Below are 25,366 nucleotides of genomic sequence, written 5' to 3'. Positions count from 1 at the left end.
GGACGGCCGTGTGTCGGCAGTCCGGCGATCCCGCTCTAAACCGCTGCGCGAACGAACAGGCTCCGTGTCCGCATCGTCAGCGGGCGCCCTTGGGAGTATATTTGTCATGGAGAACAGCCCGATTTCCGCTGCTTCCCTGCTGGAGGTGCGTGGGATCAGCAAGAGCTTTGGCGCCGTGCGTGCGTTGCAGGAGGTCGACTTCACGCTTCGCGCCGGCGAGATCCATGCGCTGCTCGGTGAGAACGGCGCCGGCAAGTCCACGCTGATCAAGGTCGTCACGGGCGTATTTCCGCGCGATGCCGGCATCGTCAGGCTGGGCGGCGAAGAGGTCGCGCCGCGGTCGGCCAAGGCGGCGCTTCAGGCCGGCATCGCCACGGTCTACCAGGAAGTCAATTTGCTGCCGAATCTCTCGGTGGCGCAGAACCTGTTTCTTGATCGGCAACCGATGCGCTTCGGCATCGTGCGCGAAGGCGAGATGCGACGCCGCGCCAAGGCGCTGCTCGCGGATTTCGGACTTGACATCGACGTATCAGCGCCGCTTGGCAATTATTCGGTGGCGATCCAGCACGTCACCGCGATCGCGCGTGCCGTCGATCTCTCGGCGCGCATGCTGATCCTGGACGAGCCGACCGCGAGCCTCGATCGCCATGAGGTCGAGATCCTCTTTCGCATCATGCGTCAGCTTGCCAAGCGCGGCATTGGCATCGTCTTCGTCAGCCATTTCCTCGACCAGGTCTACGAGATCTCCGATCGCATCACGGTTTTGCGAAATGGTCGCCTGGTCGGCGAGCGCGAGACCGCGTCGCTGTCGCGGCTCGAGCTGATCCGGATGATGCTCGGCCGCGAACTGGCCGAGACCACCAGCGCGCGGACCGCGACGCGCGAGCATCAGGCCCGCGAAGTCTGCGCGAGCTTCGAGAACTATGGCAAATCAGGCTATGTCGCGCCGTTCAATCTCGAGCTGCGCCATGGCGAGGTCGTCGGTCTCGCCGGCCTGCTCGGCTCGGGCCGGACCGAGACGGCGCGGCTGGTGTTCGGCGCCGAGCGCGCCGATCGCGGACAGGCGAGGGTGGAAGGCGCGCCTGTCCGGCTTCAGTCGCCGCGCGACGGGGTGCGTCACGGCTTTGGCTATTGCCCTGAGGAGCGCAAAACCGACGGCATCGTCGCCGAGCTCACCGTCCGCGAGAACATCGTGCTCGCGCTCCAGGCCAAGCGCGGTTTGCATCGGCCGCTGTCGCGACGCGAGCAGGACGAGATCGCAAGCCGTTACGTCAAGATGCTCGACATCCGTCCGCCCGATCCGGAGCGTCCCGTCTGCCTGCTCTCCGGCGGCAATCAGCAGAAGGTCCTGCTGGCACGGTGGCTTGCGACTTCGCCGCGGCTGCTCGTGCTGGACGAGCCGACCCGCGGCATCGATGTCGGTGCGCATGCCGAGATCATCCGCCTGATACGCGAGCTCTGCGACGACGGGCTCGCGCTGCTCGTGATCTCCTCCGAGCTCGACGAGATCGTGACCTATTCGGACCGGGTCGTGGTGCTGCGCGACCGCGCGCATGTCGAAGAGCTCGCCGGCGAGGCGATCGATGTCGGCAACATTCTCGCGGCCATTGCGGCCGACGGCGCCGCGACAGCGCATGAGGGCTGGGCATGACCGCGCTGTTGCCGCGCCGCGGCCTTGCCCAGATCCTCGCGTTGATCGTCATCCTGGCGGTCGATCGCGTGGTGTCGCCGCAATTCTTCGATCTGCGCCTCCAGGACGGCCGGCTGTTCGGCAGCCTGATCGACGTGCTCAACCGCGGCACGCCGGTGGCGCTGCTCTCACTCGGCATGGTCCTGGTGATCGCGACGCGCGGCATCGATCTGTCAGTTGGCGCTGTGATGGCGATCTCGGGCGCGATCGCGGCGAGCCTCGCCGACAACCACAGTCTGGTCGTGGTGCTGGCGGCTGCGCTCGGCACCGGCCTGATCTGCGGGTTGTGGAACGGATTTCTCGTCGCGGTGCTCGGCATGCAGCCGATCGTGGCGACCTTGATCCTGATGGTGGCGGGGCGCGGCATCGCCCAGCTCATTACCGAAGGCCGCATCGTGACCTTCTCCTCGCCCGATCTGGTCTGGCTCGGCAATGGCTCTATCCTCGGCCTGCCGGTGCCGGTCGCGATTGCGCTGGGCATGCTGATCCTCACCGGCGCGGTGGTGCGCGGCTCGGCACTCGGATTGCTGATCGAGGCCACTGGCGGCAATGCGCGGGCAAGCGAGCTCGCCGGCGTCGGCACGCGCGCGATGATTTTGGCGGTCTATGTCTGGTGCGGCGTTTGCGCAGCGCTTGCCGGCGTCATCGCGGCGGCCGACATTATGGGCGCGGATGCCAACAATGCCGGCCTCTGGCTCGAGCTTGATGCCATCCTCGCAGTGGTGATCGGCGGCACCTCCCTGTTCGGCGGCCGCTTCAGTCTCGTGCTGGCCGTACTCGGCGCGCTGATCATCCAGACCATGAACACGGGCATTCTGCTGTCGGGCTATCCGCCGGAGTTCAATTTGCTGGTCAAGGCGGTGGTGGTGCTCGCCGTGCTGCTGCTGCAATCGCCGAAGCTGTCCGGCTTTGCCGGCGCCGTGGCGCGGCTGCGGAGGACCAAGGCATGAAAGGCCTGCCGCCCGTCCTCATCACGGCGATCGTGCTCGTCGCCGGATTCGCGCTCTGCGCGATGCAGTTTCCCAACATCGCCTCCACCCGCGTGGTCGGCAATCTCCTCACCGACAACGCCTTCCTCGGCATCGTCGCGACCGGCATGACCTTCGTCATCATTTCCGGCGGCATCGATCTCTCGGTCGGCTCGGTGATCGGCTTCACCACGGTGTTCGTCGCGCTGGCGATCGAGCGCTGGGGAATGCCGCCCCTGGTCGCCTTCGTCGCCATTCTCGCGCTCTCGGCCGCCTTCGGAGCGGCGATGGGCGCGGTGATCCACGTCTTCGATTTGCCGCCTTTCATCGTGACGCTCGCCGGCATGTTCTTGGCCCGGGGTGCCAGCTTCCTGCTCTCGACGGAATCGGTGCCGATCACAGCACCGGTCTATTCCACCGTGTCGGACTTCGCACTGCGACTACCCGGCGGCGGGCGGCTGACGGCGGTCGCGATCATCATGCTTGCGATCGTGATCGGCGGCGCATCGCTGCTGCAGCTCACCCGGTTCGGCGCCAATGTCTATGCGCTCGGCGGCAGCCGGGCGACCGCTAGCCTGATGGGCGTCGCCGTCGGCAAGATGACGGTGAAGATCTACATGCTGTCGAGCCTGCTCGCCGGCATCGCCGGCATCGTCTTCTCCTTTTACACCAGCGCCGGCTATTCGCTGTCCGCCGTCGGCGTCGAGCTTGACAGCATCGCGGCCGTCGTGATCGGCGGCACGCTGCTCACGGGCGGTCAGGGCTCGGTGATCGGCACCTTCCTCGGCGTGCTGATCCAGGGCATGATTCAGACCTACATCAATTTCGACGGGACACTGTCGAGCTGGTGGACCAAGATCGCGACCGGCGTGCTGCTGTTCGCCTTCATCGCCTTGCAACAAGGATTGGTCGCGCTCGCGCGCCGGCCTGTGGCAAAGCGCGCGGGAGCAGTCTCATGACCACCTCGCGCATCCTCGTCATCCCGACGCGCCGGGCGCACTCCAATCACGCGGAGGTGGCCCGTTCGATCGGCGTTGACATCATTGCCGGCCGCTACGCGGAGGGAACGCGCCTGCCTGGCGATGCCGAAATGATTGCGATGTTCGGGGTGTCGCGGCCGGTATTGCGGGAGAGCGTGAAGACGCTGGTCGCCAAGGGTCTGCTCACCACCAAGGCCCGCGTCGGCACTGTCGTGCGCGAACGCGTCGCCTGGAACATGTTCGACGCCGACGTGCTGGCCTGGCACCTGGACGCCGGGATCGACAAGCGTTTCCTCAACGACCTCGCCGAGATCCGCCTTGCGGTCGAGCCGCGCGCGGCGATGCTGGCGGCGGCGCAGCGGTCGGAGCAGGATCTGTCCGAGCTCCGGCGCTGCATGGAGCGGATGCGACTTGAAGCCTCCGACTCCGTTGGCTTCGCCGATGCCGACCTCGCGCTCCACGTCGCCGTCGCGCGCGCCTCCGGAAATCTGTTCATGCGCTCGATCGGGCACGTCATCGAGGCTGCGTTGCGCGCCTCATTCCTGCTCAGCGCACCGGTCGAACCAGAGGACCGCGACACCGTTCTGCTCTGGCATCAGAAGATCGTCGATGCCATCGCGGCCGGTGATGCCACGACCGCGGCGGAGGCGATGGTCTACGTCATTCACAACGGCATGCGCCGCCACGAGGGTACAGTGATCGAGACTGTACCGGCCGAAGCGCTGCCGTCCGCGGAAGCTGGAGAAAGATCGTGACTGAACTTCGCATCGCCATCGTCGGCTTCGGCAAGATCGCGCGGGACCAGCATGTCGGCGCCATCGCAGCGGTTCCCGGCGCGACGCTGGCGGCCGTCGCCAGCCGCAATGCCTCGTTGCCGGATCTGCCGCATTTCGCGACCATCGAAGAGCTGCTGGAAAAAGGTCCGCCGATCGACGCGGTGTCGCTCTGCACGCCGCCTCAAGTGCGCCGCGCCCAGGCGATCGCAGCGCTGAGGGCCGGCAAGCACGTCATGCTGGAGAAGCCGCCCGGCGCCGGCGTTGCCGAGCTCGATCCGCTGATCGCGATGGCGGGTGAGGCCAAGCGAACGCTGTTTGCGACCTGGCATTCGCGCCATGCGCCGGCAGTCGAGCCGGCGCGCGAGTGGCTCGCCGCGCGCCGCATCCGTTCCGTGCACGTCAACTGGAAAGAGGACGTCCGCGTCTGGCATCCCGGGCAGGCGTGGATCTGGGAGCCGGGCGGGCTCGGGGTGTTCGATCCCGGCATCAATGCGCTGTCGATCCTGACCAGGATCCTGCCGAAGCCCGTGTTCGTCACCGCGGCCGAGCTCGCCTTCCCCGCCAATTGCCAGGCGCCGATCGCCGCGAAGCTGACGCTGACCGACATCGACGGCCTACCTGTGACCGCCGAGTTCGACTTCCGCCAGACCGGGCCGCAGAGCTGGGATATCCTCGTCGAAACCGACCAGGGCCGGATGACGCTATCACGCGGCGGCCGGATCATGGTGATCGACGGCAAGACCGTTGCCGAGGCGCCCGATGAGGAATATCGGGAGCTTTACCGGCGCTTCGTCGCGCTCGCCGCGACAGGCGCGAGCGACGTCGATTTGGCGCCGCTTCGTCTCGTCGCGGACGCCTTCCTGCTCGGCAGGCGCACGATCGTCGAACCGTTTGTGGATTGATCATGGCTGGATCGAAAACAGAAAGAGACGTGTTCGGAACGCTGCCGGACGGCCGCAAGGTGGACCGCATCGTGCTGCGCAGCGAGGGCGGGTTCGAGGCGCGCATCATCACCCATGGTGCAGTCTTGCAGGCCTTGATCGCGCCGGACGGCAAGGGCGGCCACGACGACGTCGTGCTCGGCCATGATGGGTTTGCCGGCTATCTCGCCGAACGAAAGTTCTTCGGCGCCACCGTCGGCCGCTACGCCAATCGCATCGCCAACGGACAATTTTCGCTGGACGGCGAGACGGTGCAGCTTCCCGTCAACAACGGTCCGAATGCGCTGCATGGCGGCCTCGACGGCTTCGACCGCAAGCTCTGGGACATTGCGGAGATCGACGATGGCGCCGAGCCCGCGGTCACGCTGACCTACACGAGCTCGCATGGCGAGGAAAACTATCCCGGTCGGCTCGATGTGCGCCTGACCTATCGTGTTACCGGCCCGGCTGAGCTATCCCTGATCATGGAGGCGCGGACCGACCGGCCGACCATCGTCAACCTGACCAACCACAGCTTCTTCAATCTGGAGGGCGCGACATCAGGCACGCCCATTCTCGATCACAAGCTGACGGTCGCGGCCGGGCATTTCCTCGCGATCGACCCCACGGCCATTCCGTTGCCGGAGCCGCCGCGCAGCGTTGCCGGCACGCCGTTCGACTTCCGCGAGCCGCGGGCGATCGGCGAGCGCATCCGCGAGAGCGACCAGCAATTGCGCAACGGCAGGGGCTACGACCATACCTACTGTCTCGCGCGCGACGGTAAGCTCAGTCTCGCGGCGCGACTGGAGGCGCCGCGCTCGGGGCGCATCATGGAGCTGTTCACCGATCAGCCCGGTCTGCAGGTCTATTCGGGCAATTATCTCGACGGCACGATTTCGGGCAAGGGCGGCAAGCTCTACCGGCAGTCGGACGCGATGTGCCTGGAGCCGCATATCTGGCCGGACGCACCGAACCGGCCGGATTTCCCGAGCCCGCGCCTAGCGCCCGGCGAGGTCTATCGCCATCATACGGTCTATCGCTTTGCGGTGAGGAGGTCCTGATGGAACAGGTGCCGACCTCGGTTCTTTCGGACGATCCTTGCCATCTCGGCGAGGGACCGACCTATGACGTGACCACCGACACGGCCTGGTGGTTCGATATCCGGGAGGGGCGACTGTTCGAGGCGCAGCTCGGCAGCGGCAGCATTCGCGTTCATGCGCTGGGCCGGATGGCGAGCGCGCTTGGGCGGATTGATGCCGAAAGGCAGTTGATCGTCGCGGAAGACGGCCTCTATATCCGCAAAATTGCCGACGGCGCGATGAGGCTGCTCTGTCCGCTTGAAGCCGACAATCCCGCGACCCGCTCCAACGATGCCCGCGTGCATCCCTCCGGCACGTTCTGGATCGGCACTATGGGTCGGAAGGCGGAAGCAGGGGCAGGCGCGATCTACGCGTTCCATCACGGCGAGATATCGATGCTGTTTCCGCGCATCAGCATTCCCAACTCGATCTGCTTCTCGCCCGATGGCGCCACGGGCTACTTCGCCGACACGGCGCGCGCGGTGCTCTACGCGGTGCCGCTCAATCCCGTCACCGGCCTGCCGCGCGGCGAGCCGGAGGTGCTGCTGCGCCACACCGGCGTTGGCGGCCTCGACGGTTCGGTGTGCGATGCCGACGGGCAGATTTGGAACGCGTGCTGGGGCGCGAGCCGCATCGACGTCTACTCTCCGCAAGGCGAACGCCTGCGTTCGCTGAGCGTGCCGGCAAAGCAGGCGAGCTGCCCCGCTTTTGTCGGTCCTGGTCTGTCGCGTCTCCTCGTCACCTCGGCCTGGCAGGACATGTATGCGGCGGCGCGTGCCGCCGATCCGCAAGCCGGCTACACCTTCCTGTTGGAGGCCACCGCGCGCGGTCGCGCGGAGCCTGACGTCAAGCTCGCATAGGAGGCTAGAAGCCGCACACCAAATTTCTCGACGACACGAAAAAACAGTCTGACATCCAAGGGAGTGAAACATGTTGAAACTGAAGACGACCTTCCTCGCGCTGGCGCTGGCCGGCGCTGCGACGATGGCCGCGGGCGTCACCGCCTCGGCCCAGGACAAAGCAACAGTCGGCATCGCCATGCCGACCAAATCGTCGGCGCGCTGGATCGACGATGGCAACAATATGGTGAAGGTGCTGAAGGAGCGCGGCTACAACACCGACCTGCAATATGCCGAGGACGACATTCCGAACCAGCTCTCGCAGGTCGAGAACATGGTGACCAAGGGCGCGAAAGCGCTGGTGATCGCCGCGATCGACGGCACCACGCTCTCCGACGTGCTCAAGCAGGCGAAAGCAAAAGGCATCACCGTGATCGCCTATGACCGCCTGATCCGCGGCACGCCGAACGTCGACTATTACGCCACCTTCGACAATTTCCAGGTTGGCGTGCTCCAGGCCGAATCGATCGTGCAGGGCCTCGGTCTTAAGGACGGCAAGGGCCCGTTCAACATCGAGCTGTTCGGCGGCTCGCCCGACGACAACAACGCTTACTTCTTCTACAACGGCGCGATGAGCGTGCTGAAGCCGTACATCGACAGCGGCAAGCTCGTCGTCGTCTCCGGCCAGATGGGCATGGATAAAGTCGCGACGTTGCGCTGGGACGGCGCCACCGCGCAGGCCCGCATGGACAATCTGCTCAGTGCCTACTACGGCAACAAGAAGGTCAACGCGGTGCTGTCGCCGTATGACGGCCTGTCGATCGGCATCATCTCCTCGCTGAAGGGCGTCGGTTATGGCAGCGCCGGCCAGCCGATGCCTATCATCTCGGGCCAGGATGCCGAGGTGCCCTCGATCAAGGCGATGCTGCGCGGCGACCAGTATTCGACCATCTTCAAGGACACCCGCGATCTCGCCAAGGTGACCGCCGACATGGTCGACGCTGCGCTTGCCGGCAAGCAGGTCACCGTGAACGACACCAAGACCTACGAGAACGGCGCCAAGACCGTGCCGTCCTATCTGCTCAAGCCGGTCGTGGTCTACAAGGACAATTGGGAGAAGGTCCTGGTCGACAGCGGCTACTACAAGAAGTCGCAGTTCCAGTAGGCTTCTTTTCTTTCCCTCTCCCCGCTTGCGGGGAGAGGGTTAGGGTGAGGGGAAGCCTCCGCGAGGAAGGAAGCAGTGCGTCTCGCGGAGACTCCCCCTCACCGGATCGCATCGAACGATGCGATCCGACCTCTCGCCGCGAGCGGGGAGAGGTGATCTAACACTGATTGAGGGACGTGAAATCATGACCGCAATGCTGGAGATGCGTAACGTCAGCAAGAGCTTTTCCGGTGTGCAGGCGCTGCGTGATGTCAACTTCTCGGTTGAAGCCGGGCAGATCCACGCCCTCGTCGGCGAGAACGGTGCCGGCAAGTCCACGCTGATGAAGGTCCTCAGCGGCGTCTACCCGGCCGGCAGCTACGAGGGCACCATCATCTTCGATGGCGAGGAGCGCCGCTTCCGCGACATCAACGATTCCGAGGCGCTCGGCATCATCATCCATCAGGAGCTGGCGCTGATCCCGCTGATGTCGATTGCCGAAAACATCTTCCTGTCGCATCCGCCGTCAAAGCTTGGCGTCATCGACCGCGACGAGGTGTATCGGCGCACGCGCGACCTGCTCGCGCAGGTCGGCCTCAAGGAATCGCCGGATACGCTGATCACCGATCTCGGCGTCGGCAAGCAGCAGCTGGTCGAGATCGCCAAGGCGCTGTCCAAGCGGGTGCGGATGCTGATCCTGGACGAGCCGACCGCCAGCCTCAACGAGGCCGACAGTGCCGCGCTGCTCGAACGTCTCATGGCCTTCCGCGAGCAGGGCATCGGCTCGATCCTGATCTCGCACAAGCTCAACGAGGTCGCCCGCGTTGCCGATCACATCACCGTCCTGCGCGACGGCCGCACCGTCGACGGCATCGACTGCCGCGCCGAGCCGATCCAGGAGGACCGCATCATCCGCAGCATGGTCAACCGCGATCTCGCCCATCGCTTTCCGGAGCGCAGCGCAAAGATCGGCGAGCCCGTTCTCACCGTCGAGAGCTGGTCGGTCTACCATCCCATCCATCCCGAGCGGCAGGTGATCAAGAACGTCGATTTCAGCGTGAAGCGCGGCGAGGTCGTCGGCATTGCCGGATTGATGGGCGCCGGCCGCACCGAATTCGCCATGAGCCTGTTTGGCCGGTCGTGGGGCACCACGATCAGCGGTCGCATCCGGCTCGAGGGCCATGAGATCGTGCTGCCAAACGTGGCGGCCGCGATCGACGCCGGCCTTGCCTATGTCACGGAGGACCGCAAGCAGCTGGGACTGATCCTCGCCGACGACGTCCGCAAGAACATCACGCTCGCAAGCCTCGACCAGGTCGCTCCTCGCCGCGTCATCGACGACATCGCCGAGCTGAAGGTCGCCAGCGACTACCGCAACCGGATGCGCATCCGCTGCTCCGACGTTTATCAGGAGACCAGCCAGCTCTCCGGCGGCAACCAGCAAAAGGTCGTGCTGTCGAAATGGCTGATGACCGACCCCAAGGTCTTGATCCTGGACGAGCCGACCCGGGGCATCGACGTCGGTGCCAAATACGAGATCTACTGTATCATCAACGAGCTTGCAGAGGCCGGCCGCGGCGTGGTGGTGATCTCATCGGAGATGCCCGAGCTGCTCGGCATCTGCGACCGCATCTGCGTCATGAACGACGGTGCCTTCGTCGGCGAGTTCCCCGGCGCCGAAGCGACACAGGAAAAGATCATGCGCGCCATCATGCGCAACGACACAAATTATGGAAGCCGCGCCCTGGCGGGTGCAGAGATGGGAGGATCGCAGCCATGACCGACAAGACGGTTTCGCTGCCCGAGGAGGGTCGGCACGGCAGCTTCATCAAGAACAATCTGCGCAATTACGGCATGCTGATGTCGCTGATCGCGATCATGCTGTTCTTTCAGGTCATGACTGGCGGCACGCTACTGCAGCCGCTCAACCTGACCAATCTGGTGCTCCAGAACAGCTACATCGTTATCATGGCGCTCGGCATGCTGCTCGTCATCGTCACCGGCCATATCGACCTCTCGGTCGGCTCGGTCGCGGGCTTCGTCGGCGCGGTGGCTGCCGTGCTCATGGTGACCTACAAGGTCGACTACACGCTCGCCTTTATCGCCTGCCTGCTGCTGGGCGCGGCAATCGGCGCCGCGCAGGGCTATTGGGTGGCCTATTTCAAGATACCGTCCTTCATCGTGACGCTGGCCGGCATGCTGGTGTTCAAGGGCCTCGCGCTTGCGGTATTGCAAGGCCAGTCACTAGGACCGTTCCCGGCCACCTTCCAGAAGCTGTCCTCCGGCTTCATTCCGGAGATGCTGCCCGAGGCCGGCACGCTGCATCCGACGTCGATGCTGGTCGGTGCGGTGCTCGCGCTCGGCCTCGTCTACGCCAGCGCCAAGGGGCGCTCGCGCGAGCAGCTGCACGGCATCGAGGTCGAGCCTTACGCGTTCTTCCTCGGCAAGAGCATTCTCCTGGCTTGCGCTGTGCTCTATTTCACCTATCTGATCGCCTCGCATCGCGGTCTGCCGAACGTGCTGGTCATCATGACCGCGCTGATCGCGCTGTACGGTTTCGTCACCCGCCGCACCGTCATCGGTCGGCAGGTCTACGCGGTTGGCGGCAATGCGAAAGCGGCAAGCCTGTCGGGCATCAAGACGGAACGGTTGACCTTCCTCACCTTCGTCAACATGGGCGTGCTCGCTGCGCTCGCCGGCCTCGTCTTCGCCGCGCGCCTCAACACAGCAACGCCGAAGGCGGGCCTCGGCTTCGAGCTCGACGTCATCGCGGCCTGCTTCATCGGCGGCGCCTCGGCCTATGGCGGTGTCGGCCGCGTCGGTGGCGCCGTGGTCGGCGCCATGATCATGGGCGTGATGAACAACGGCATGTCCATCCTCGGCATCGGCATCGACTATCAGCAGGTCATCAAGGGCCTGGTCCTGCTTGGGGCGGTGTGCATCGACGTTTATAATCAGCGGAGATGAGGCTGCCGCCGACTACGATCGGCTTCAGTGAGCTATTGCTCAACAGGTGAGCATATGATCGAATGACCGAATGGATCCTGGTCAGTTCGATCTCATTATCTTCGATTGCGACGGTGTGCTCGTCGACAGCGAGCTGTTGAGCTGTCAATGCCTGTCGGACGAGCTGTCCGAATCCGGGATATCGCTGACACTTGCACAAGCGCTGGAGCTGTTCCTTGGACGAAGCACGAGCGCAATTACTCGGCATTATCGCGAGCTCGGCCACGCAATGCCGGTCGATTTTCCGTCCCGGCTGAAGTCGCGCGTGTTGATGGCGTTCGAAAAGGCGCTTCATCCGGTTTCTGATGTCGATATGATCTTGTCGGGCCTGCGGGCACCATTCTGCGTGGCTTCCTCCAGCGACATCGACCGTGTCGCGCTCTCCCTTGACGTCACCGGCCTGCGGGCGCATTTCGGCGACCGGATCTACACCGCGCAGATGGTCAGGCACGGCAAGCCGGCGCCCGATCTCTTTCTGTACGCGGCCGAGCAGATGGGCGCGCAACCTGCGCGCACGCTGGTGATCGAGGATAGTCCGAGCGGCGTGCAGGCGGGCAAGGCGGCCGGCATGACGGTCTGGGGATTTGCCGGCGGCAGCCATTATCGCGGACGCGACGGGCAGGCTATACTGTCGGGTGCGGGGGCCGACCGGGTCTTCGCGCGCATGATCGATTTCTGGAAGGACGCCTGACGCCTGCCATGGCCGCCGAGAACGAAAAGTCCAGGCTCGACGACGCTGCGCGTGCCGGCTGGCTCTATTTCATTGCCGGTCACACCCAGGACGAGATCGCGAAGATGCTCCAGGTGTCGCGCGCGTCGGCGCAGCGGCTGGTGTCGCTATGTCTCGCCGAGCGGCTCATCACCTTCCGGCTCGAACATCCCATCGCCGCGTGCATGGAGCTGGCGGCGCGGTTGAAGGAACGTTTCGACCTTGCCCATTGCGAGGTGGTGCCGGCTGATCCCGCCGCGCCGCAGGCCACAGCGGGCATTGCCGAACGCTGCGCCAACCTGCTCGATTCCACCCTGCGTTCGGAAACGCCCGTCATCGTCGCGCTCGGGACGGGACGCGCCGTGCGCGCCGCGGTCGAGCGCGTCACGCCGATCGACCGGCCCAATCACCAGATCGTCTCGCTCGTCGGCAACATCTCCGCCGACGGTTCTGCGAGCTTCTACGATACCGTCGGCCGGCTCGCCGATCGCACCGGCGCACGGCATTACCCGATGCCGCTACCGTTCCTGATGTCGTCCGAGGACGAGCGCAACAAGATGGTCCGGATCGAGCCGATCGCGAAGGTGAAGGCGGTCGCGGAGAAGGCGGATTTGCGCCTCGTCGGCATCGGCCAGATGGACCAGAAGGCGCAGGTCCATGTCGACGGCTTCGTCACCCGCGACGAATTGTTCGAGATGATGCGGCAAGGGGCGATTGGCGAGATCACGGGCTGGGCCTATGATTCCAAGGGCCGCCTGCTGAAGGCCGGCACCAACAAACGGTTGACCAGCATTCCGCCGGAGGTCCCGGCGAAGACCACGACGATCGGCGCCGCCGTCGGCGCAGCCAAGGTGCCGGCGATCGCGGCGGCGCTGAATGGGCGGCTGATCAACGGTCTGATTACGGACGAGGCGACCGCAAGGGCGATTCTGGAGCGCTGAGGCGGTTCGTCGTTTCCCGCGCGGGGCGCGAGGCAGGGATTTCGCCACCCACGCCGCTGTCGTCGTCCGCGACCCGGCTACGCCAAGGCTTCGCCGGGATTGAGGTCTGGGGGCGCCGAAGGTTTAGCGAAGGCGGCAGGCGGACGATCCAGGACGCCGCAGCGCCGCTTGAGGCAAACCGACAGACGGCACGGAGTACTGGATGCCCCTTCGCGGGGCATGACGGGGAGGGCGACGCACGAGCTCCCCCGCATCGCAGCACTCATAAGTTGCCGAAACGTCCGCGCGCCTGCTTGACAACGGCCCGCCCTCAGCCGAACATACGCCCAACGCGTGGGCATATGCTCAAAAGCGCGAGCTTAGGGAGGTCACCGTGAAACACGTCCTCGGCGCCGTCTGTGGCGCGTCTGTCCTGCTGGCTGTCCCCGCGATGGCCGAAACGACCCTGACGATTGCCACCGTGAACAACGGCGACATGATCCGCATGCAGGGGCTGACGGGTGAATTCACCAAGAAGAACCCCGATATCAGCGTCAAATGGGTGACGCTGGAAGAGAACGTGCTGCGCCAGCGCGTCACCACCGACATCGCCACCAAGGGCGGCCAGTTCGACGTCCTCACCATCGGCACCTACGAGGTGCCGATCTGGGCCAAGAAGGGTTGGCTGGTGCCGCTCGCCAATCTCGGCGCCGACTACGACGTCGCCGACCTCCTGCCCAAGATCAAGGATGCGGTCTCGGTCGACGGCAAGCTCTACGCCGCGCCATTCTACGGCGAGAGCTCGATGGTGATGTACCGCACCGACCTGTTCGACAAGGCCGGCCTCAAGATGCCGGAAAGCCCCACCTGGGATTTCGTCGTCGACGCCGCCAAGAAGCTCACCGACAAGAGCGCCGGCGTCTACGGCATCTGCCTGCGCGGCAAGGCCGGCTGGGGCGAGAACATGGCGTTCCTCTCCGCCATGGCCAATTCCTACGGCGCGCGCTGGTTCGACGAGAAGTGGCAGCCGCAGTTCAACACGCCGGAATGGAAGGCGACGCTCACGACCTATGTCGACCTGATGAAGCAGGCCGGCCCTCCCGGTGCGAGCTCGAACGGCTTCAACGAGAACCTCGCGCTGTTCAATGCCGGCAAGTGCGCAATGTGGATCGATGCCACCGTCGCGGCGTCGTTCGTCACCAACCCGAAGGACTCCAAGGTCGCCGACAAGGTCGGCTTCGCGCTGGCGCCCAACACCGGGCTCGGCAAGAACGCCAACTGGCTGTGGGCCTGGAGCCTCGCAATTCCCGCCGGCTCGAAGAAGGCCGAAGCCGCCGAGAAGTTCATCGCCTGGGCCACCAGCAAGGATTACACCAAGGTCGTGGCTGCGAAGGAGGGCTGAGCGAACGTGCCGCCGGGCACCCGAACCTCGCTCTACCAAAACCCTGATTATCTGAAGGTCGCCCCGTTCGCCAAGCTGACGCTGGCCTCGATCGATGCCGCCGATCCGAACAAGCCGACGGTGAAGCCGGTGCCCTACGTCGGCGTGCAATATGCGGCCATCCCCGAATTCCAGGGCATCGGTACGCAGGTGGGCCAGCAATTCTCGGCCGCGCTTGCGGGATCGATGACGGTCGATGCCGCGCTCACCGCGGCGCAATCTTCAACCGAGCGCGAGATGAAGCGCGCGGGTTACATCAAGTGAGCTCGAGCTCTCCCTCCTGAGCTCAGACTTGCGGCCATCCACCGCTCCAGGTGGATGGCCGCCTTCTTCCCGCAAGCGGAGAAGCCAAGAATGGCAACCCGGCAGACGCAGCTTCTCGCACGGACGCTCCTGACGCCGGCCGTCGGGCTGCTGTTCATCTGGATGATCGTCCCGCTCGCGTTGACGATCTATTTCTCGACGCTGCATTACAGCTTACTCGATCCCGGCTCGGAAGCGTTCGTCGGGCTGGAAAACTTCCGCTACTTCCTCACCGACCCCGCGTTCCTCGCCTCGCTCCAGAACACGCTGGTGCTGGTCGGCTCGGTGCTGGCGCTGACCGTCCTGCTCGGAGTTCCGCTGGCGCTATTGCTCGACCAGCCGGTGATCGGCCTCAACATCGTGCGGTTGATGGTGATCGCGCCGTTCTTCGTGATGCCGACGGTGAGCGCGCTGGTCTGGAAGAACCTGCTGATGCATCCTGTGTCCGGGCTGTTTGCCTGGATCGCCTCGCTGTTCGGGTTGACGCCGATTGACTGGTTTACCGACGCGCCGCTGCTCGCCGTGATCCTGATCGTGTCCTGGCAATGGCTGCCGTTCGCGACCCTGATTTTGCTCACCGCGATGCAGTCGCTCGACGAGGAGCAGAAGGAAGCCGCTGAAATGGACGGTGCCAGCGCGGTCTCGACCTTCATCTACATCACGCTGCCGCACCTCGCGCGCCCCGTCACGGTGGTGATCCTGATCGAGACGATCTTCCTGCTCACCGTCTTTGCCGAGATCTACGTCACCACGGGCGGCGGCCCGGGACTCTCGACCACCAACATCGCCTTCCTGATCTATTCGCAGGCACTGATCCAGTACGATGTCGGTACTGCCTCGGCAGGCGGCCTCGTCGCTGTCGTGATCGCCAACGTTGTTGCCTTTTTCCTCGTCCGTATCGTCGGTCGCAACCTGGAGGCATAAGACATGGCGCGTACGGCGACGAGGCAGCGGGTGGTGGTCTCGACCATCGGGGCGTGGTTCTTCGGCTTCCTGATCTTCTTCCCGATCCTCTGGATGGTATTGGCGAGCTTCAAGACCGAGCTCGAGGCTTTCGCGATCCCGCCGTCCTTCCTGTTCTTCCACTGGACCGCGGAAAACTACGCGACGGTGCAGGAGCGCAGCGATTATGTCCTCCACGCGATGAACTCGATCATCATCGCCGGCGGCTCGACCTTGATCGCGCTTTTGATCGCGATCCCCGCGGCCTGGTCGATGGCGTTCTCGCCGACCAAGCGCACCAAGGACATCCTGCTCTGGATGCTCTCGACCAAGATGATGCCGCCGGTCGGCGTGCTGGTGCCGATCTACCTGATCTACAAGTCATTCGGCCTGCTCGATTCCCGCATCGGCCTCGTCTTCATCCTGTGTCTCGGAAACTTGCCGATCGTGATCTGGATGCTGTTCACATATTTCAAGGAGATTCCGCGCGACATCCTGGAAGCCGCGCGCATGGACGGCGCCACCATCGGCCGCGAGCTGATCTACGTGCTGACGCCGATGGCGATCCCGGGGCTCGCATCGACCATGCTGCTGAACCTGATCTTGGCCTGGAACGAGGCGTTCTGGACGCTCAATCTGTCGACCTCGAACGCTGCGCCGCTCACCACGTTCATCGCGTCCTATTCGAGCCCGGAAGGGCTGTTCTGGGCAAAGCTGTCGGCGGCTTCCACGTTGGCGATCGCGCCCATTCTCGTCCTCGGTTGGTTCAGCCAGAAGCAGCTCGTGCGCGGGCTCACCTTTGGCGCGGTAAAGTAGGAAGGGCTGCCGGATCATGGGTCAGATCACACTTCAGGACGTGCAGAAATCCTTCGGCCCCGTGCACATCATCAAGGGCGCGGACCTGGAGATCGCCGATGGGTCGTTCGTGGTGTTCGTGGGGCCGTCGGGCTGCGGCAAGACCACGCTCTTGCGGCTGATCGCGGGGCTCGAGGACGTCTCCGGCGGCAAGATCCTGATCGACGGCAAGAACGTGGTCGACACGCCGCCGGCCAAGCGCGGGCTCTCGATGGTGTTCCAGTCCTATGCGCTCTATCCGCATATGAGCGTGCGCGGCAACATCGGCTTCGGCCTGAAGATGGCGGGGCTGGCCAAGGACGAGATCAACCGTAAGGTCGAGGCCGCCGCCGCAACGCTGAACCTCACGCCCTATCTCGATCGCAAGCCGCGCGAGCTCTCCGGCGGCCAGCGCCAGCGCGTCGCGATCGGGCGTGCCATCGTCCGCGAGCCCAAGGCGTTTTTGTTCGACGAGCCGCTCTCCAACCTCGACGCGGCGCTGCGCGTGCAGATGCGGATCGAGGTGACGCGGCTCCAGAAGCAGCTCGGCACCACCGCGATCTATGTCACCCACGACCAGGTCGAGGCCATGACCATGGCCGACAAGATCGTGGTGCTCAACGGCGGCAAGATCGAGCAATACGGCTCGCCGCTGGAGCTCTACGAGAAGCCGGCCAACCTCTTCGTCGCCGGCTTCATCGGCTCGCCCAAGATGAACTTCGTGACCGGCGAGCACGCCTTGCAGAAGGGCGCAGCAACGATCGGCGTACGGCCTGAGCATCTCAAGATCGAGCGCGACGGTGCCGGCGGCTGGCAGGGAACGATCGCGGTGGCCGAGCACCTCGGCAGCGACACCTTCCTTTATGTCGATGCCGGTCAGCTCGGCATGCTGACGGCGCGCTACATCGGTGAGTTGAGCCTGCACGCCGGCGACCATGTATCGCTGCTGCCGGAGCCCGCGCGCATCCATCGCTTCGACGCAAGCGGCAGCGCCATCCGGGGCTGACAAGAAACGGCAAGAATCGGAAAAAGCAACATGTACCTGGAAAAATTCAAGCTGAACGGCAAGACCGCTTTCATCACCGGCGGCGGGCAAGGCATCGGCTTCGCCTGCGCCGAAGCGCTGGCTGAAGCCGGCGCCAGGGTCGTCATCGGCGATCGCGACAGTAAGGTCGCCGACAGTGCAAAAGCCAGCCTGAAGGCGAAGGGGTATGACGCCGAGACGGCGATCATGGACGTCACCGATACCAAGCGCGTGGCGGAAGTGGCCAACGACGTCGTTGCCCGGCACGGCAAGGTGGACATCCTCGTCAACAACGCCGGCATCGCCCGCAGCGAGACGCCGGCGGAGACCGTGACCGACGAGCACTGGCTCAATGTGATCGACGTCAATCTCAACGGCACCTTCTGGTGCTGCCGCGAGTTCGGCAAGCACATGCTCAAGGCGAAGAGCGGCGCCATCGTCAATGTCGGCTCGATGTCCGGCTTCATCGTCAACAAGCCGCAGGAGCAGTGCTTCTACAATGCGTCCAAGGCCGGCGTGCACCATCTGACGAAATCGCTCGCCGCCGAATGGGGCGCGCGCGGCATCCGCGTCAACGCGGTGGCGCCGACCTATATCGAGACGCCGCTCAACGCCTTCGTGAAGAGCAATCCGAGAATGTACGACGCCTGGATCGGTGGAACCCCGATGGCGCGGATGGGGCAGGTCGAGGAGATCGCCTCCGTGGTGCTCTTTCTCTCGTCCGAGGCCGCGAGCCTGATGACCGGCAGCATCGTGCTGGTGGATGGCGGCTACACTTGCTGGTAGGCTTGCGTCAAAACTGACGAGAGCTTCCGGGGGCGACAATGCCGCGAGCGTATATCGGCGTCGATGTAGGGACCACAAGCACGCGGGCAGGGGTGTTCGACGAGGCGGGCACCTTGCTGGCTATCGCACGGCATCCGATCAGGATATGGCCCGAGGCCGGTGACATCGTCGAACAGTCGTCCCAGGATATCTGGGACGCTTGCACGGCGTCGGTGCGGGCCGCGATGGCGGAAGCTGCAATCGCGCCCGACAGCGTCGGCGGTATCGGTTTCGACGCCACCTGCTCCCTCGTGGTGCTCGACCGGCAAGGCGAGCCGCTCACCATCAGCGCCTCCGGCGACCGGCAGCGCAACGTCATCGTCTGGATGGATCACCGCGCCACGGCCGAGGCGCGGCTGATCAACGAAACCGGTGATGCCGTGCTGCGCTATGTCGGCGGCTCGATCTCGCCCGAGATGGAGATGCCGAAACTGCTGTGGCTGAAGCGGCACATGCGCACGAGCTTCGACGCCGCAGGGCACTTCTTCGATCTGGCGGATTACCTGACCTGGCGCGCCACCGGCTCGTTGCAACGCTCGACCTGCACGGTCACTTGCAAATGGAACTACCTCGCGCATGACGGCGGTGGCTGGAGCGCGCCATTCTTCAAGCGCATCGGCCTGTCGGACTTCGTCAACGAGAAATACGCCCGCATCGGCACCGAGATCGTCGCGCCTGGCACGCGACTCGGCGCCGGTCTAACCGGTACGGCAGCTGCCGATCTCGGCTTGTCACCGGGCACGCCGGTCGGAGCGTCCCTGATTGATGCCCATGCCGGCGGCATCGGCGCCATCGGCGGCCGCGATGAATCGGAGGGCGCGACAGATGTCTGCGACCGCCTCGCCTACATCATGGGAACGTCGGCCTGCATCATGGCGACGACGAAAGAACCGTGCTTCGTACCGGGCGTGTGGGGTCCTTACTATTCGGGCATGGTACCAAATTTCTGGCTCAACGAGGGCGGGCAGTCGGCTGCGGGCGCTGCGATCGACCATCTTCTCAAGTCGCATCCCGGCCACGCGGAGGCGAGCGTGGCGGCGCGCAGCGAGGGCCTCGACCTCATCGAGTTTCTCGAGCGCCGCATCATCGCGCGCGCAGGCGGCGCCAGCCGCGCCGTGCTGCTGGCCCGCAACGTCCATGTGCTTCCTGAGTTCATCGGCAACCGCTCGCCCTATGCCGACCCTGACACGCGCGCGGTGATCGCGGGCCTCGATCTCGACACCGACATCGCCTCGATGGAACGGCTGTTCGTCGCCGGTCTGTGCGGGCTCGCCTATGGGCTTGCCGAGGTGATCGAGGCCTTTGCCGCGCATGGCGTCCATTCCAGCATCATGATCATGGGCGGCGGCGCCAGCCGCAGTCCGCTGGTGCGGCAAATCATGGCGGATACGACTGGCCTCACCGTGGCGCTGCCGCAGACCAGGGAGCCCGTGCTGCTCGGCGCCGCGATGCTCGGCGCAGTCGCCGGCGGCGCCTATGCCTCGATCGGCGAAACCATGGCCAAGATGTCGGCGCTGGGAGGGAAGAGCGAGCCCACTACGCCCGACATTGCCGCCTTTCACGCCCGCAAGCGCGAGGTCTACAAGTTGCTGCGCGAGGTCGATCGCGGCAGCCGCGCGGCGATGCGTGGAATGGCCGGAGGTTGAAACGGATGTTGATTTCCTGCGGCGACGCGCTGATCGATTTTGTCCCGACGCGAAATACCGACAGGCGCGAAGCGGTGATGCCGGCGGTCGGCGGCTCCTGCCTCAACGTCGCAATCGGCATGGCGCGGCTCGGCGCGCCGACCGGCTTTGTCGGCGGGATCTCGACGGACATGTTCGGGCGCATGATCACCGACCACGCCGCTGCATCCAATGTCGAGCTCGGTCTCGCCACCCGCAGCGATCAGCAGACCACGCTCGCCTTTGTTCGTATCATCGCGCGAGAGTCGCATTATGCCTTCTACGACGCCGAGACCGCGACGCGGAATTGGACCTACCGGCGCGGCTCTATTCCCTTCGATACGGTCGAAGTTCTCCATGTCGGCTCGACCACGCTGGTCAATGACCAGGGCGCGAGCGAGACCATGGCCCTGATCGCGGACGCACGAGCGTCCTCGACAATCTCCTTTGATCCGAACTGCCGGCCCAACCTCGTGAAGGACAAGCCGGCTTATCTCGCCCGCATGGCCGAGTTTGCCGGCTGTGCCGATCTCATCAAGATGTCAGACGTCGATTTTACCTATCTGTTCGCCGGCGAGCCGTATCACCAGCGTGCGAGCACGCTGCTTGCACGCGGCGCGAGCCTCGTCGTCATCACCCGTGGCGACAACGGTGCGATCGCGTGGCATGCGGGGGCAGGGCAGATCGAGGTCGCCGCCCCCAAGGTCGTGGTCGCCGACACCATCGGCGCGGGTGACAGTTTTCAGGCGGCGTTGTTGTTCGCCCTGCACAAGCAGGGACGCCTCGCCCGACAGCAACTGAAGGATATCGGCGCGGACGAGCTTCGCGGTGCACTATCCTTTGCTGCCAATTGCGCCGGTCTCACCTGCACCCGTCCCGGTGCCGATCCGCCGTGGAGTCACGAGATTATCTGGAGCTTGTAGCGTCGCGTCACAGCGGTGCCACTACCTTCTCGGCGCATTTGAGGAAGGTCCGGATCAGCGGGCTGTGAGAATCCCGCCGCCAGCAGACCGCGATGTCGATGGAATCGGTCGCATCCCGCAACGGCCGGAACACGATGCCGCGCGGCGCTCCGAGCTGGGCGCAGGCGGGCAGGATGGCGAGGCCTTCACCGGCGAGAACCAGGCTCATCGCCGAATGCACTGTCTCTACCCGGCTCGCAATCGGCATCACGATCTGATGCCGCCGCAGCAGGGCCGCGACCGCGGAGGAGGAGGGGTCCCGCTCCGGCGGAGGCAACGCGATCAGCGGACGGCCTTGTAGTCGTGTCATTGACACCGCGCTCAGGCGCGCAAGCGGCGAACGGTTTCGCACCGCCAGCACGAACGGCTGCGCGCCGATTCGGGCCACCTGGATCTCGGGATGGTGGATCGCCGGCATGCACAGCGGACTGTGACGCTGCGGTCGAGCAGACGCGGCTCGCGCGTCGTGGCACTGAGCTCGGCGAAATCGAGATCGACGCCGGGAACGGATCGCCGCAACTCGGGGATGAGACGCGGCAGCATCGCGTTCGCCAGTACGAACATGTAGCCGACGGACAGCCGACCACGGCTGCCGGCCGCGACCGCGCGCGCGGCCTCGATGCCGTCGGCCGCCAGCGCCAGCGCCTCGCCGGCGCGCGCCAGCAGCGCCTGGCCCGCTTCGGTCAAATCCATGCCGCGCGTGCCGCGGCGGAACAGCGGCGCGCCGACCTCGGCCTCGAGCTTGCGGATTTGGACCGAGAGCGGCGGCTGCGCCATCCGCAGCCGCTCGGCCGCCTTGCCGACGCTGCGCGCCTCGGCGACGGCAACGAAATAGCGGAGCCGGCGAAGATCCATTGGCATACCGAAATCGTATGGGTTGGTGCTCAAAATCGTATTGGACGGCGAGTTAACAAAACTGTCATCCTGGCTGTCAATGCTATCGGCCAACGGTGGCCCGCTTCGGAGCGATGTGACGATGAACGGCGATCCTTGCCTGCTATCCGCAACCGTGCTGCGCGGTCTCATCGCGACAAAGCAGATCTCGCCCGTCGAGCTCACCCGCGCGGTGCTCGCCCGCGCCGAAGCGCTCCAGCCCGAGCTGAACTGCTTCATCACGATCTGCGGCGACGAGGCGCTTGCCGCCGCGCGCGAAGCCGAGCGCAAGCTGATGGCGGGCGAGCCGCTCGGCCTGCTGCACGGCATCCCCGCAACCGTCAAGGACATCGTCAACACCAGGGGTGTCACGACCAGTTTCGGCGCCATTCCCTACAAGGATAATGTTCCGAACGAGGATGCCGTCGCGGTTGCAAGGCTGCGTGCGGAAGGCGCCATTCTGATCGGCAAGACCACGACGCCCGAATTCGGCAGCAAATGCCTGACCGACTCGCCGCTGTTCGGCCGCACCCGCAATGCGTGGAGCGCCGAGCGCTCGTCGGGCGGCTCCAGTGGCGGCGCGGCGGTGGCGGTGGCGAGCGGCATCGCGCCGCTTGCGATCGCAACCGATGGCGGCGGCTCGACGCGGATTCCCGCCGCTTGCAACGGCGTGGTCGGGCTGAAGCAGAGCAATGGCGTCATCCCGCATAGCCAGGCGCTGGACGTGTTCGGCAACCAGACCTATGTCACGCCGATGACGCGGTCCGTCCCCGACACCGCGCTGATGATGCAGGCGATGGCCGGCGAGGATTCTTGCGATCCCTGGTCGATCGGCGTTCCCGTGCCCGACTTCATCGGCACGGCCGCCCCGCGTGGCGATCTGCGTGGGCAGAAAATCCTGTATTGCCTGTCGCCACCCGGACGCCCGGTATCTGTCGACGTCGAGGCCGGCTTCAAGGCGAGCCTCGATCGACTCGCGGGCCTAGGTGCCGAGCTCGAGGAGTTTTCGGGCGAGGGGTTCGACATCGAGCCGATCTGGCGCGCCATCAATCACACGGTCTGGCGGACGCGCTTTGCAAAATTCGCGGCCGAGCATGGGGACGCGCTGAGCGAGGCCTTCCTCAGGCAGCTTGCGCTCGCCACCGACTTCAGTGGCGTTGCCTATCAGGAGGCGATGTTCGCGCGCACGGCGCTGTTCCGCCGGGTGCAGTCCCTGCTTGCGCATGGGCATCTGCTGGCGATGCCGACCCTCACCCGCACCGCCCTGCCGATCGATCAGGACCTGTTCGGCACCATCGAGATCGACGGCAAGCAGTTTGACAGCGTCCGGCCGCACTGGTTCCCCTGGACCATGCCGTTCAACATGACCGGACACCCCGCGCTCAGTCTGCCCTGCGGCTTCGGCCGCGACGGCCTGCCGATCGGCTTGCAACTCGTCGGCCGCTTCCGCGCTGAGGCGGACTTGCTGCGCGTGAGCGCGCTGTTCGAGGCGTCGCATGACCTCCTGTCCCGCTGGCCCGGCTGAGGTGAGGCACATGCCGCAAGGGACTTGTTTGCAAAGCACTTGCCTCCGATGCTCGGACATGTTGATCGTGCTGCGGATGAGCCCTGAATCCGAGCGCGCATGAGCGTATTTGTCCTCCGACGTGTGCTGACCCTGCTGGCGACGCTGGTCGGCGCGTCCGTGATCATTTTCCTGGTGCTGGATGCGCTTCCGGGCAACGCCGCGCAGATGCTGATGGGCGCCGACGCCTCGCCAGATGCGGTCCGCGCGCTCACCGTCAAGCTCGGGCTCGACCAGCCGCTGGCGGTTCGCTATCTGCATTGGATCAAAGGGCTGCTCGTCGGCGATCTCGGCAACTCCTATGTCTACGGCACACCGGTCGCCAGCCTGATCGTGGAGCGGCTGGTGTTGACCATTCCGCTCGCGATGATGTCCATGCTGATCACGGTGACGCTGGCGCTCTCGGCCGGCATCTACACCGCCGCCAACCACAACAAGCTCGGCGACGTCGGCGTGATGTCGCTGACCCAGATCGGCATCGCGCTGCCGAATTTCTGGTTCGCAATCCTGCTGGTGCTACTGTTCTCGGTACGGCTGCAATGGCTCTCCGCGGGCGGCTTTCCCGGTTGGGAGGACGGCGTCTGGCTCGGCATCAAGTCGCTGCTGCTGCCGGCGGTGTCGCTTGCGGTCGTGCAGGCCGCGATCCTCGCACGCGTCACGCGCTCGGCTGTGCTGGAAGTGCTGCGCGAAGACTTCGTCCGCACGGCGCGCGCGAAGGGCCTCGGCAAGCGCGAGGTACTGTGGAGTCATGTGCTGCGCAACGCCATGATCCCTGTGATGACGGTCATGGGCCTGCAATTCGCCAATCTGCTCGCCGGCACCATCGTGATCGAGAACGTGTTCTATCTGCCGGGGCTCGGCCGCCTGATCTTTCAGTCGATCGCCAACCGCGACCTCATCGTGGTGCGCAACTGCGTGATGCTGCTCGCGACCATGGTGGTCATCGTCAATTTCGTGGTCGACGTGCTCTATGCCTTCGTCGATCCCCGCATCAAGGTCCACGATCTGTGAGCGCGCCGTTGACCACCCTCGTCGACGCGCCGGCCGTAGCGCGCCCTCTGCCGGCCCGGACCTTCTGGCGCCGCGCGCTGCGTCATCGCAGCTTCGTGCTCGGCGGCGCGCTGAGCCTGCTGGTTCTCGCCTCGGCGCTGCTGTCGCTGGTGTGGACGCCCTGGTCGCCCTATGAGATCGACATCGCGTCAAAGCTCCGGCCGCCCTCGGCCGCGCACTGGCTCGGCACCGACGTCTTCGGCCGCGACATCGTTTCGCTGCTGCTCGCCGGCGCCCGCTCCACCATCATGGTCGGCATCATCGCGGTCAGCATCGGCCTCACCTTCGGCGTCTGTCTCGGCCTCATCGCGTCGGCCAGGCGCGGCTGGACCGAAGAGATCATCATGCGCTTCTCCGATTTCACCTTCGCCTTTCCGGCCGTGCTCTCGGCGATCATGCTCGCCGCGGTCGTCGGGCCCGGCATGGTGACCTCGATCGTCGCCATCGGCATCTTCCAGATCCCGACGCTGATCCGGCTGACGCGCGGCTCGGCCAACGCGATCTGGGCGCGCGAATTCGTGCTGGCCGCGCGCGCCGCGGGGAAAGGGCGCTTTCGCATCACCATCGAGCACGTGCTGCCCAACATCATGTCGATTCTGATCGTACAGGCGACGATCCAGTTTGCGCTCGCGATCCTTGCCGAAGCCGCCTTGTCGTATCTCGGTCTCGGCACGCAGCCGCCGCAGCCGTCCTGGGGACGGATGCTGAACGACGCGCAGTCGCTGCTGTTCCAGTCGCCGATGCTCGCCGTCTACCCGGGTGCTGCGATTGCAATCGCGGTGCTCGGCCTCAATCTGCTCGGCGACGGACTGCGCGATCTGCTCGACCCTCGACTGGCGCGGGAGCGATGATG

At 65.2% G+C, this 25,366-nt stretch carries 21 protein-coding genes and 2 pseudogenes; 22 read left to right on the top strand and 1 reads right to left on the bottom strand.

Annotated features, from left to right (window positions below; all coding sequences use genetic code 11):
* Nucleotides 1-106: 106 nt before the first annotated feature.
* The 19 genes and pseudogenes from BcanWU425_RS26380 to BcanWU425_RS26290 all read left to right on the top strand — a co-directional run bounded on the left by BcanWU425_RS26380 (nucleotide 107) and on the right by BcanWU425_RS26290 (nucleotide 20,987).
* Nucleotides 107-1,651 carry a sugar ABC transporter ATP-binding protein gene (locus BcanWU425_RS26380; protein ID WP_204510741.1) on the top strand — a complete coding sequence of 515 codons (1,545 nt, stop codon included), beginning with the start codon at nucleotides 107-109 and terminating at the stop codon, nucleotides 1,649-1,651.
* The gene (locus BcanWU425_RS26375) at nucleotides 1,648-2,640 is read left to right on the top strand and encodes an ABC transporter permease (protein ID WP_204510742.1); all 993 of its coding nucleotides are present in this window, start codon (nucleotides 1,648-1,650) and stop codon (nucleotides 2,638-2,640) included. The genes BcanWU425_RS26380 and BcanWU425_RS26375 overlap by 4 nt, the downstream gene beginning before the upstream one ends.
* Nucleotides 2,637-3,617, top strand: a complete 981-nt coding sequence (gene yjfF, locus BcanWU425_RS26370; RefSeq protein WP_204510743.1) for a galactofuranose ABC transporter, permease protein YjfF — start codon at nucleotides 2,637-2,639, stop codon at nucleotides 3,615-3,617. The genes BcanWU425_RS26375 and yjfF overlap by 4 nt, the downstream gene beginning before the upstream one ends.
* Entirely contained in the window at nucleotides 3,614-4,393 is a 780-nt protein-coding gene (locus tag BcanWU425_RS26365; protein ID WP_204510744.1) for a FadR/GntR family transcriptional regulator, read from the top strand. The genes yjfF and BcanWU425_RS26365 overlap by 4 nt, the downstream gene beginning before the upstream one ends.
* Nucleotides 4,390-5,316, top strand: coding sequence for a Gfo/Idh/MocA family protein (locus BcanWU425_RS26360; RefSeq protein ID WP_204510745.1), 927 nt, complete (start codon nucleotides 4,390-4,392; stop codon nucleotides 5,314-5,316). The genes BcanWU425_RS26365 and BcanWU425_RS26360 overlap by 4 nt, the downstream gene beginning before the upstream one ends.
* Before the next feature lie 2 nt (nucleotides 5,317-5,318).
* Nucleotides 5,319-6,395 carry an aldose epimerase family protein gene (locus tag BcanWU425_RS26355; RefSeq protein WP_204510746.1) on the top strand — a complete coding sequence of 359 codons (1,077 nt, stop codon included), beginning with the start codon at nucleotides 5,319-5,321 and terminating at the stop codon, nucleotides 6,393-6,395.
* Entirely contained in the window at nucleotides 6,395-7,273 is an 879-nt protein-coding gene (locus BcanWU425_RS26350; RefSeq protein WP_204510747.1) for an SMP-30/gluconolactonase/LRE family protein, read from the top strand. The genes BcanWU425_RS26355 and BcanWU425_RS26350 overlap by 1 nt, the downstream gene beginning before the upstream one ends.
* A 70-nt stretch (nucleotides 7,274-7,343) precedes the next feature.
* Nucleotides 7,344-8,417, top strand: coding sequence for a multiple monosaccharide ABC transporter substrate-binding protein (chvE, locus tag BcanWU425_RS26345; RefSeq protein WP_007593237.1), 1,074 nt, complete (start codon nucleotides 7,344-7,346; stop codon nucleotides 8,415-8,417).
* 184 nt (nucleotides 8,418-8,601) lie between these two features.
* Nucleotides 8,602-10,176, top strand: coding sequence for a multiple monosaccharide ABC transporter ATP-binding protein (gene mmsA / locus BcanWU425_RS26340; RefSeq protein WP_231188693.1), 1,575 nt, complete (start codon nucleotides 8,602-8,604; stop codon nucleotides 10,174-10,176).
* A complete protein-coding gene (gene mmsB / locus BcanWU425_RS26335) occupies nucleotides 10,173-11,363 on the top strand; it encodes a multiple monosaccharide ABC transporter permease (protein ID WP_007608442.1) in 1,191 nt (396 codons plus the stop codon). The genes mmsA and mmsB overlap by 4 nt, the downstream gene beginning before the upstream one ends.
* Nucleotides 11,364-11,433: 70 nt before the next feature.
* Entirely contained in the window at nucleotides 11,434-12,093 is a 660-nt protein-coding gene (locus BcanWU425_RS26330) for an HAD family hydrolase (protein WP_204510749.1), read from the top strand.
* A gap of 8 nt (nucleotides 12,094-12,101) precedes the next feature.
* Nucleotides 12,102-13,052, top strand: a complete 951-nt coding sequence (locus BcanWU425_RS26325) for a sugar-binding transcriptional regulator (protein WP_204510750.1) — start codon at nucleotides 12,102-12,104, stop codon at nucleotides 13,050-13,052.
* 430 nt (nucleotides 13,053-13,482) lie between these two features.
* Nucleotides 13,483-14,736: pseudogene (locus BcanWU425_RS26320) on the top strand (ABC transporter substrate-binding protein).
* Between the two features lie 90 nt (nucleotides 14,737-14,826).
* The gene (locus BcanWU425_RS26315; RefSeq protein ID WP_085385945.1) at nucleotides 14,827-15,699 is read left to right on the top strand and encodes a carbohydrate ABC transporter permease; all 873 of its coding nucleotides are present in this window, start codon (nucleotides 14,827-14,829) and stop codon (nucleotides 15,697-15,699) included.
* Nucleotides 15,700-15,702: 3 nt separating this feature from the next.
* Nucleotides 15,703-16,533 carry a carbohydrate ABC transporter permease gene (locus BcanWU425_RS26310; protein ID WP_085352347.1) on the top strand — a complete coding sequence of 277 codons (831 nt, stop codon included), beginning with the start codon at nucleotides 15,703-15,705 and terminating at the stop codon, nucleotides 16,531-16,533.
* 16 nt (nucleotides 16,534-16,549) lie between these two features.
* Nucleotides 16,550-17,557 carry an ABC transporter ATP-binding protein gene (locus BcanWU425_RS26305; RefSeq protein ID WP_204510752.1) on the top strand — a complete coding sequence of 336 codons (1,008 nt, stop codon included), beginning with the start codon at nucleotides 16,550-16,552 and terminating at the stop codon, nucleotides 17,555-17,557.
* Nucleotides 17,558-17,587: 30 nt separating this feature from the next.
* A complete protein-coding gene (locus BcanWU425_RS26300; RefSeq protein WP_018458634.1) occupies nucleotides 17,588-18,361 on the top strand; it encodes an SDR family NAD(P)-dependent oxidoreductase in 774 nt (257 codons plus the stop codon).
* A 38-nt stretch (nucleotides 18,362-18,399) separates the two neighbouring features.
* A complete protein-coding gene (locus tag BcanWU425_RS26295) occupies nucleotides 18,400-20,046 on the top strand; it encodes an FGGY-family carbohydrate kinase (protein WP_204510753.1) in 1,647 nt (548 codons plus the stop codon).
* Between the two features lie 5 nt (nucleotides 20,047-20,051).
* Complete coding sequence (locus BcanWU425_RS26290) at nucleotides 20,052-20,987, top strand: carbohydrate kinase family protein (RefSeq protein WP_204510754.1); 936 nt, start codon at nucleotides 20,052-20,054, stop codon at nucleotides 20,985-20,987.
* 7 nt (nucleotides 20,988-20,994) lie between these two features.
* On the opposite strand, the pseudogene BcanWU425_RS37580 reads toward BcanWU425_RS26290, so the two are convergent.
* Nucleotides 20,995-21,881: pseudogene (locus tag BcanWU425_RS37580) on the bottom strand (LysR family transcriptional regulator).
* 121 nt (nucleotides 21,882-22,002) lie between these two features.
* Here BcanWU425_RS37580 and BcanWU425_RS26275 point away from each other — a divergent pair.
* The 3 genes from BcanWU425_RS26275 (at nucleotide 22,003) to BcanWU425_RS26265 (ending at nucleotide 25,364) form a co-directional block, all read left to right on the top strand.
* The gene (locus tag BcanWU425_RS26275) at nucleotides 22,003-23,424 is read left to right on the top strand and encodes an amidase (RefSeq protein WP_204510755.1); all 1,422 of its coding nucleotides are present in this window, start codon (nucleotides 22,003-22,005) and stop codon (nucleotides 23,422-23,424) included.
* A 99-nt stretch (nucleotides 23,425-23,523) separates the two neighbouring features.
* Nucleotides 23,524-24,474, top strand: a complete 951-nt coding sequence (locus BcanWU425_RS26270) for an ABC transporter permease (RefSeq protein ID WP_026233628.1) — start codon at nucleotides 23,524-23,526, stop codon at nucleotides 24,472-24,474.
* Nucleotides 24,471-25,364 carry an ABC transporter permease gene (locus BcanWU425_RS26265; RefSeq protein ID WP_018458640.1) on the top strand — a complete coding sequence of 298 codons (894 nt, stop codon included), beginning with the start codon at nucleotides 24,471-24,473 and terminating at the stop codon, nucleotides 25,362-25,364. Before BcanWU425_RS26270 ends, BcanWU425_RS26265 begins: the two co-directional genes overlap by 4 nt.
* The last annotated feature ends 2 nt before the right edge of the window (nucleotides 25,365-25,366 follow it).

The sequence above is a fragment of the Bradyrhizobium sp. WU425 genome (assembly GCF_021052305.1).
Classification (GTDB): Bacteria; Pseudomonadota; Alphaproteobacteria; order Rhizobiales; family Xanthobacteraceae; genus Bradyrhizobium; species Bradyrhizobium canariense_D.
This window is presented reverse-complemented; position numbering and strand designations above follow the sequence as displayed.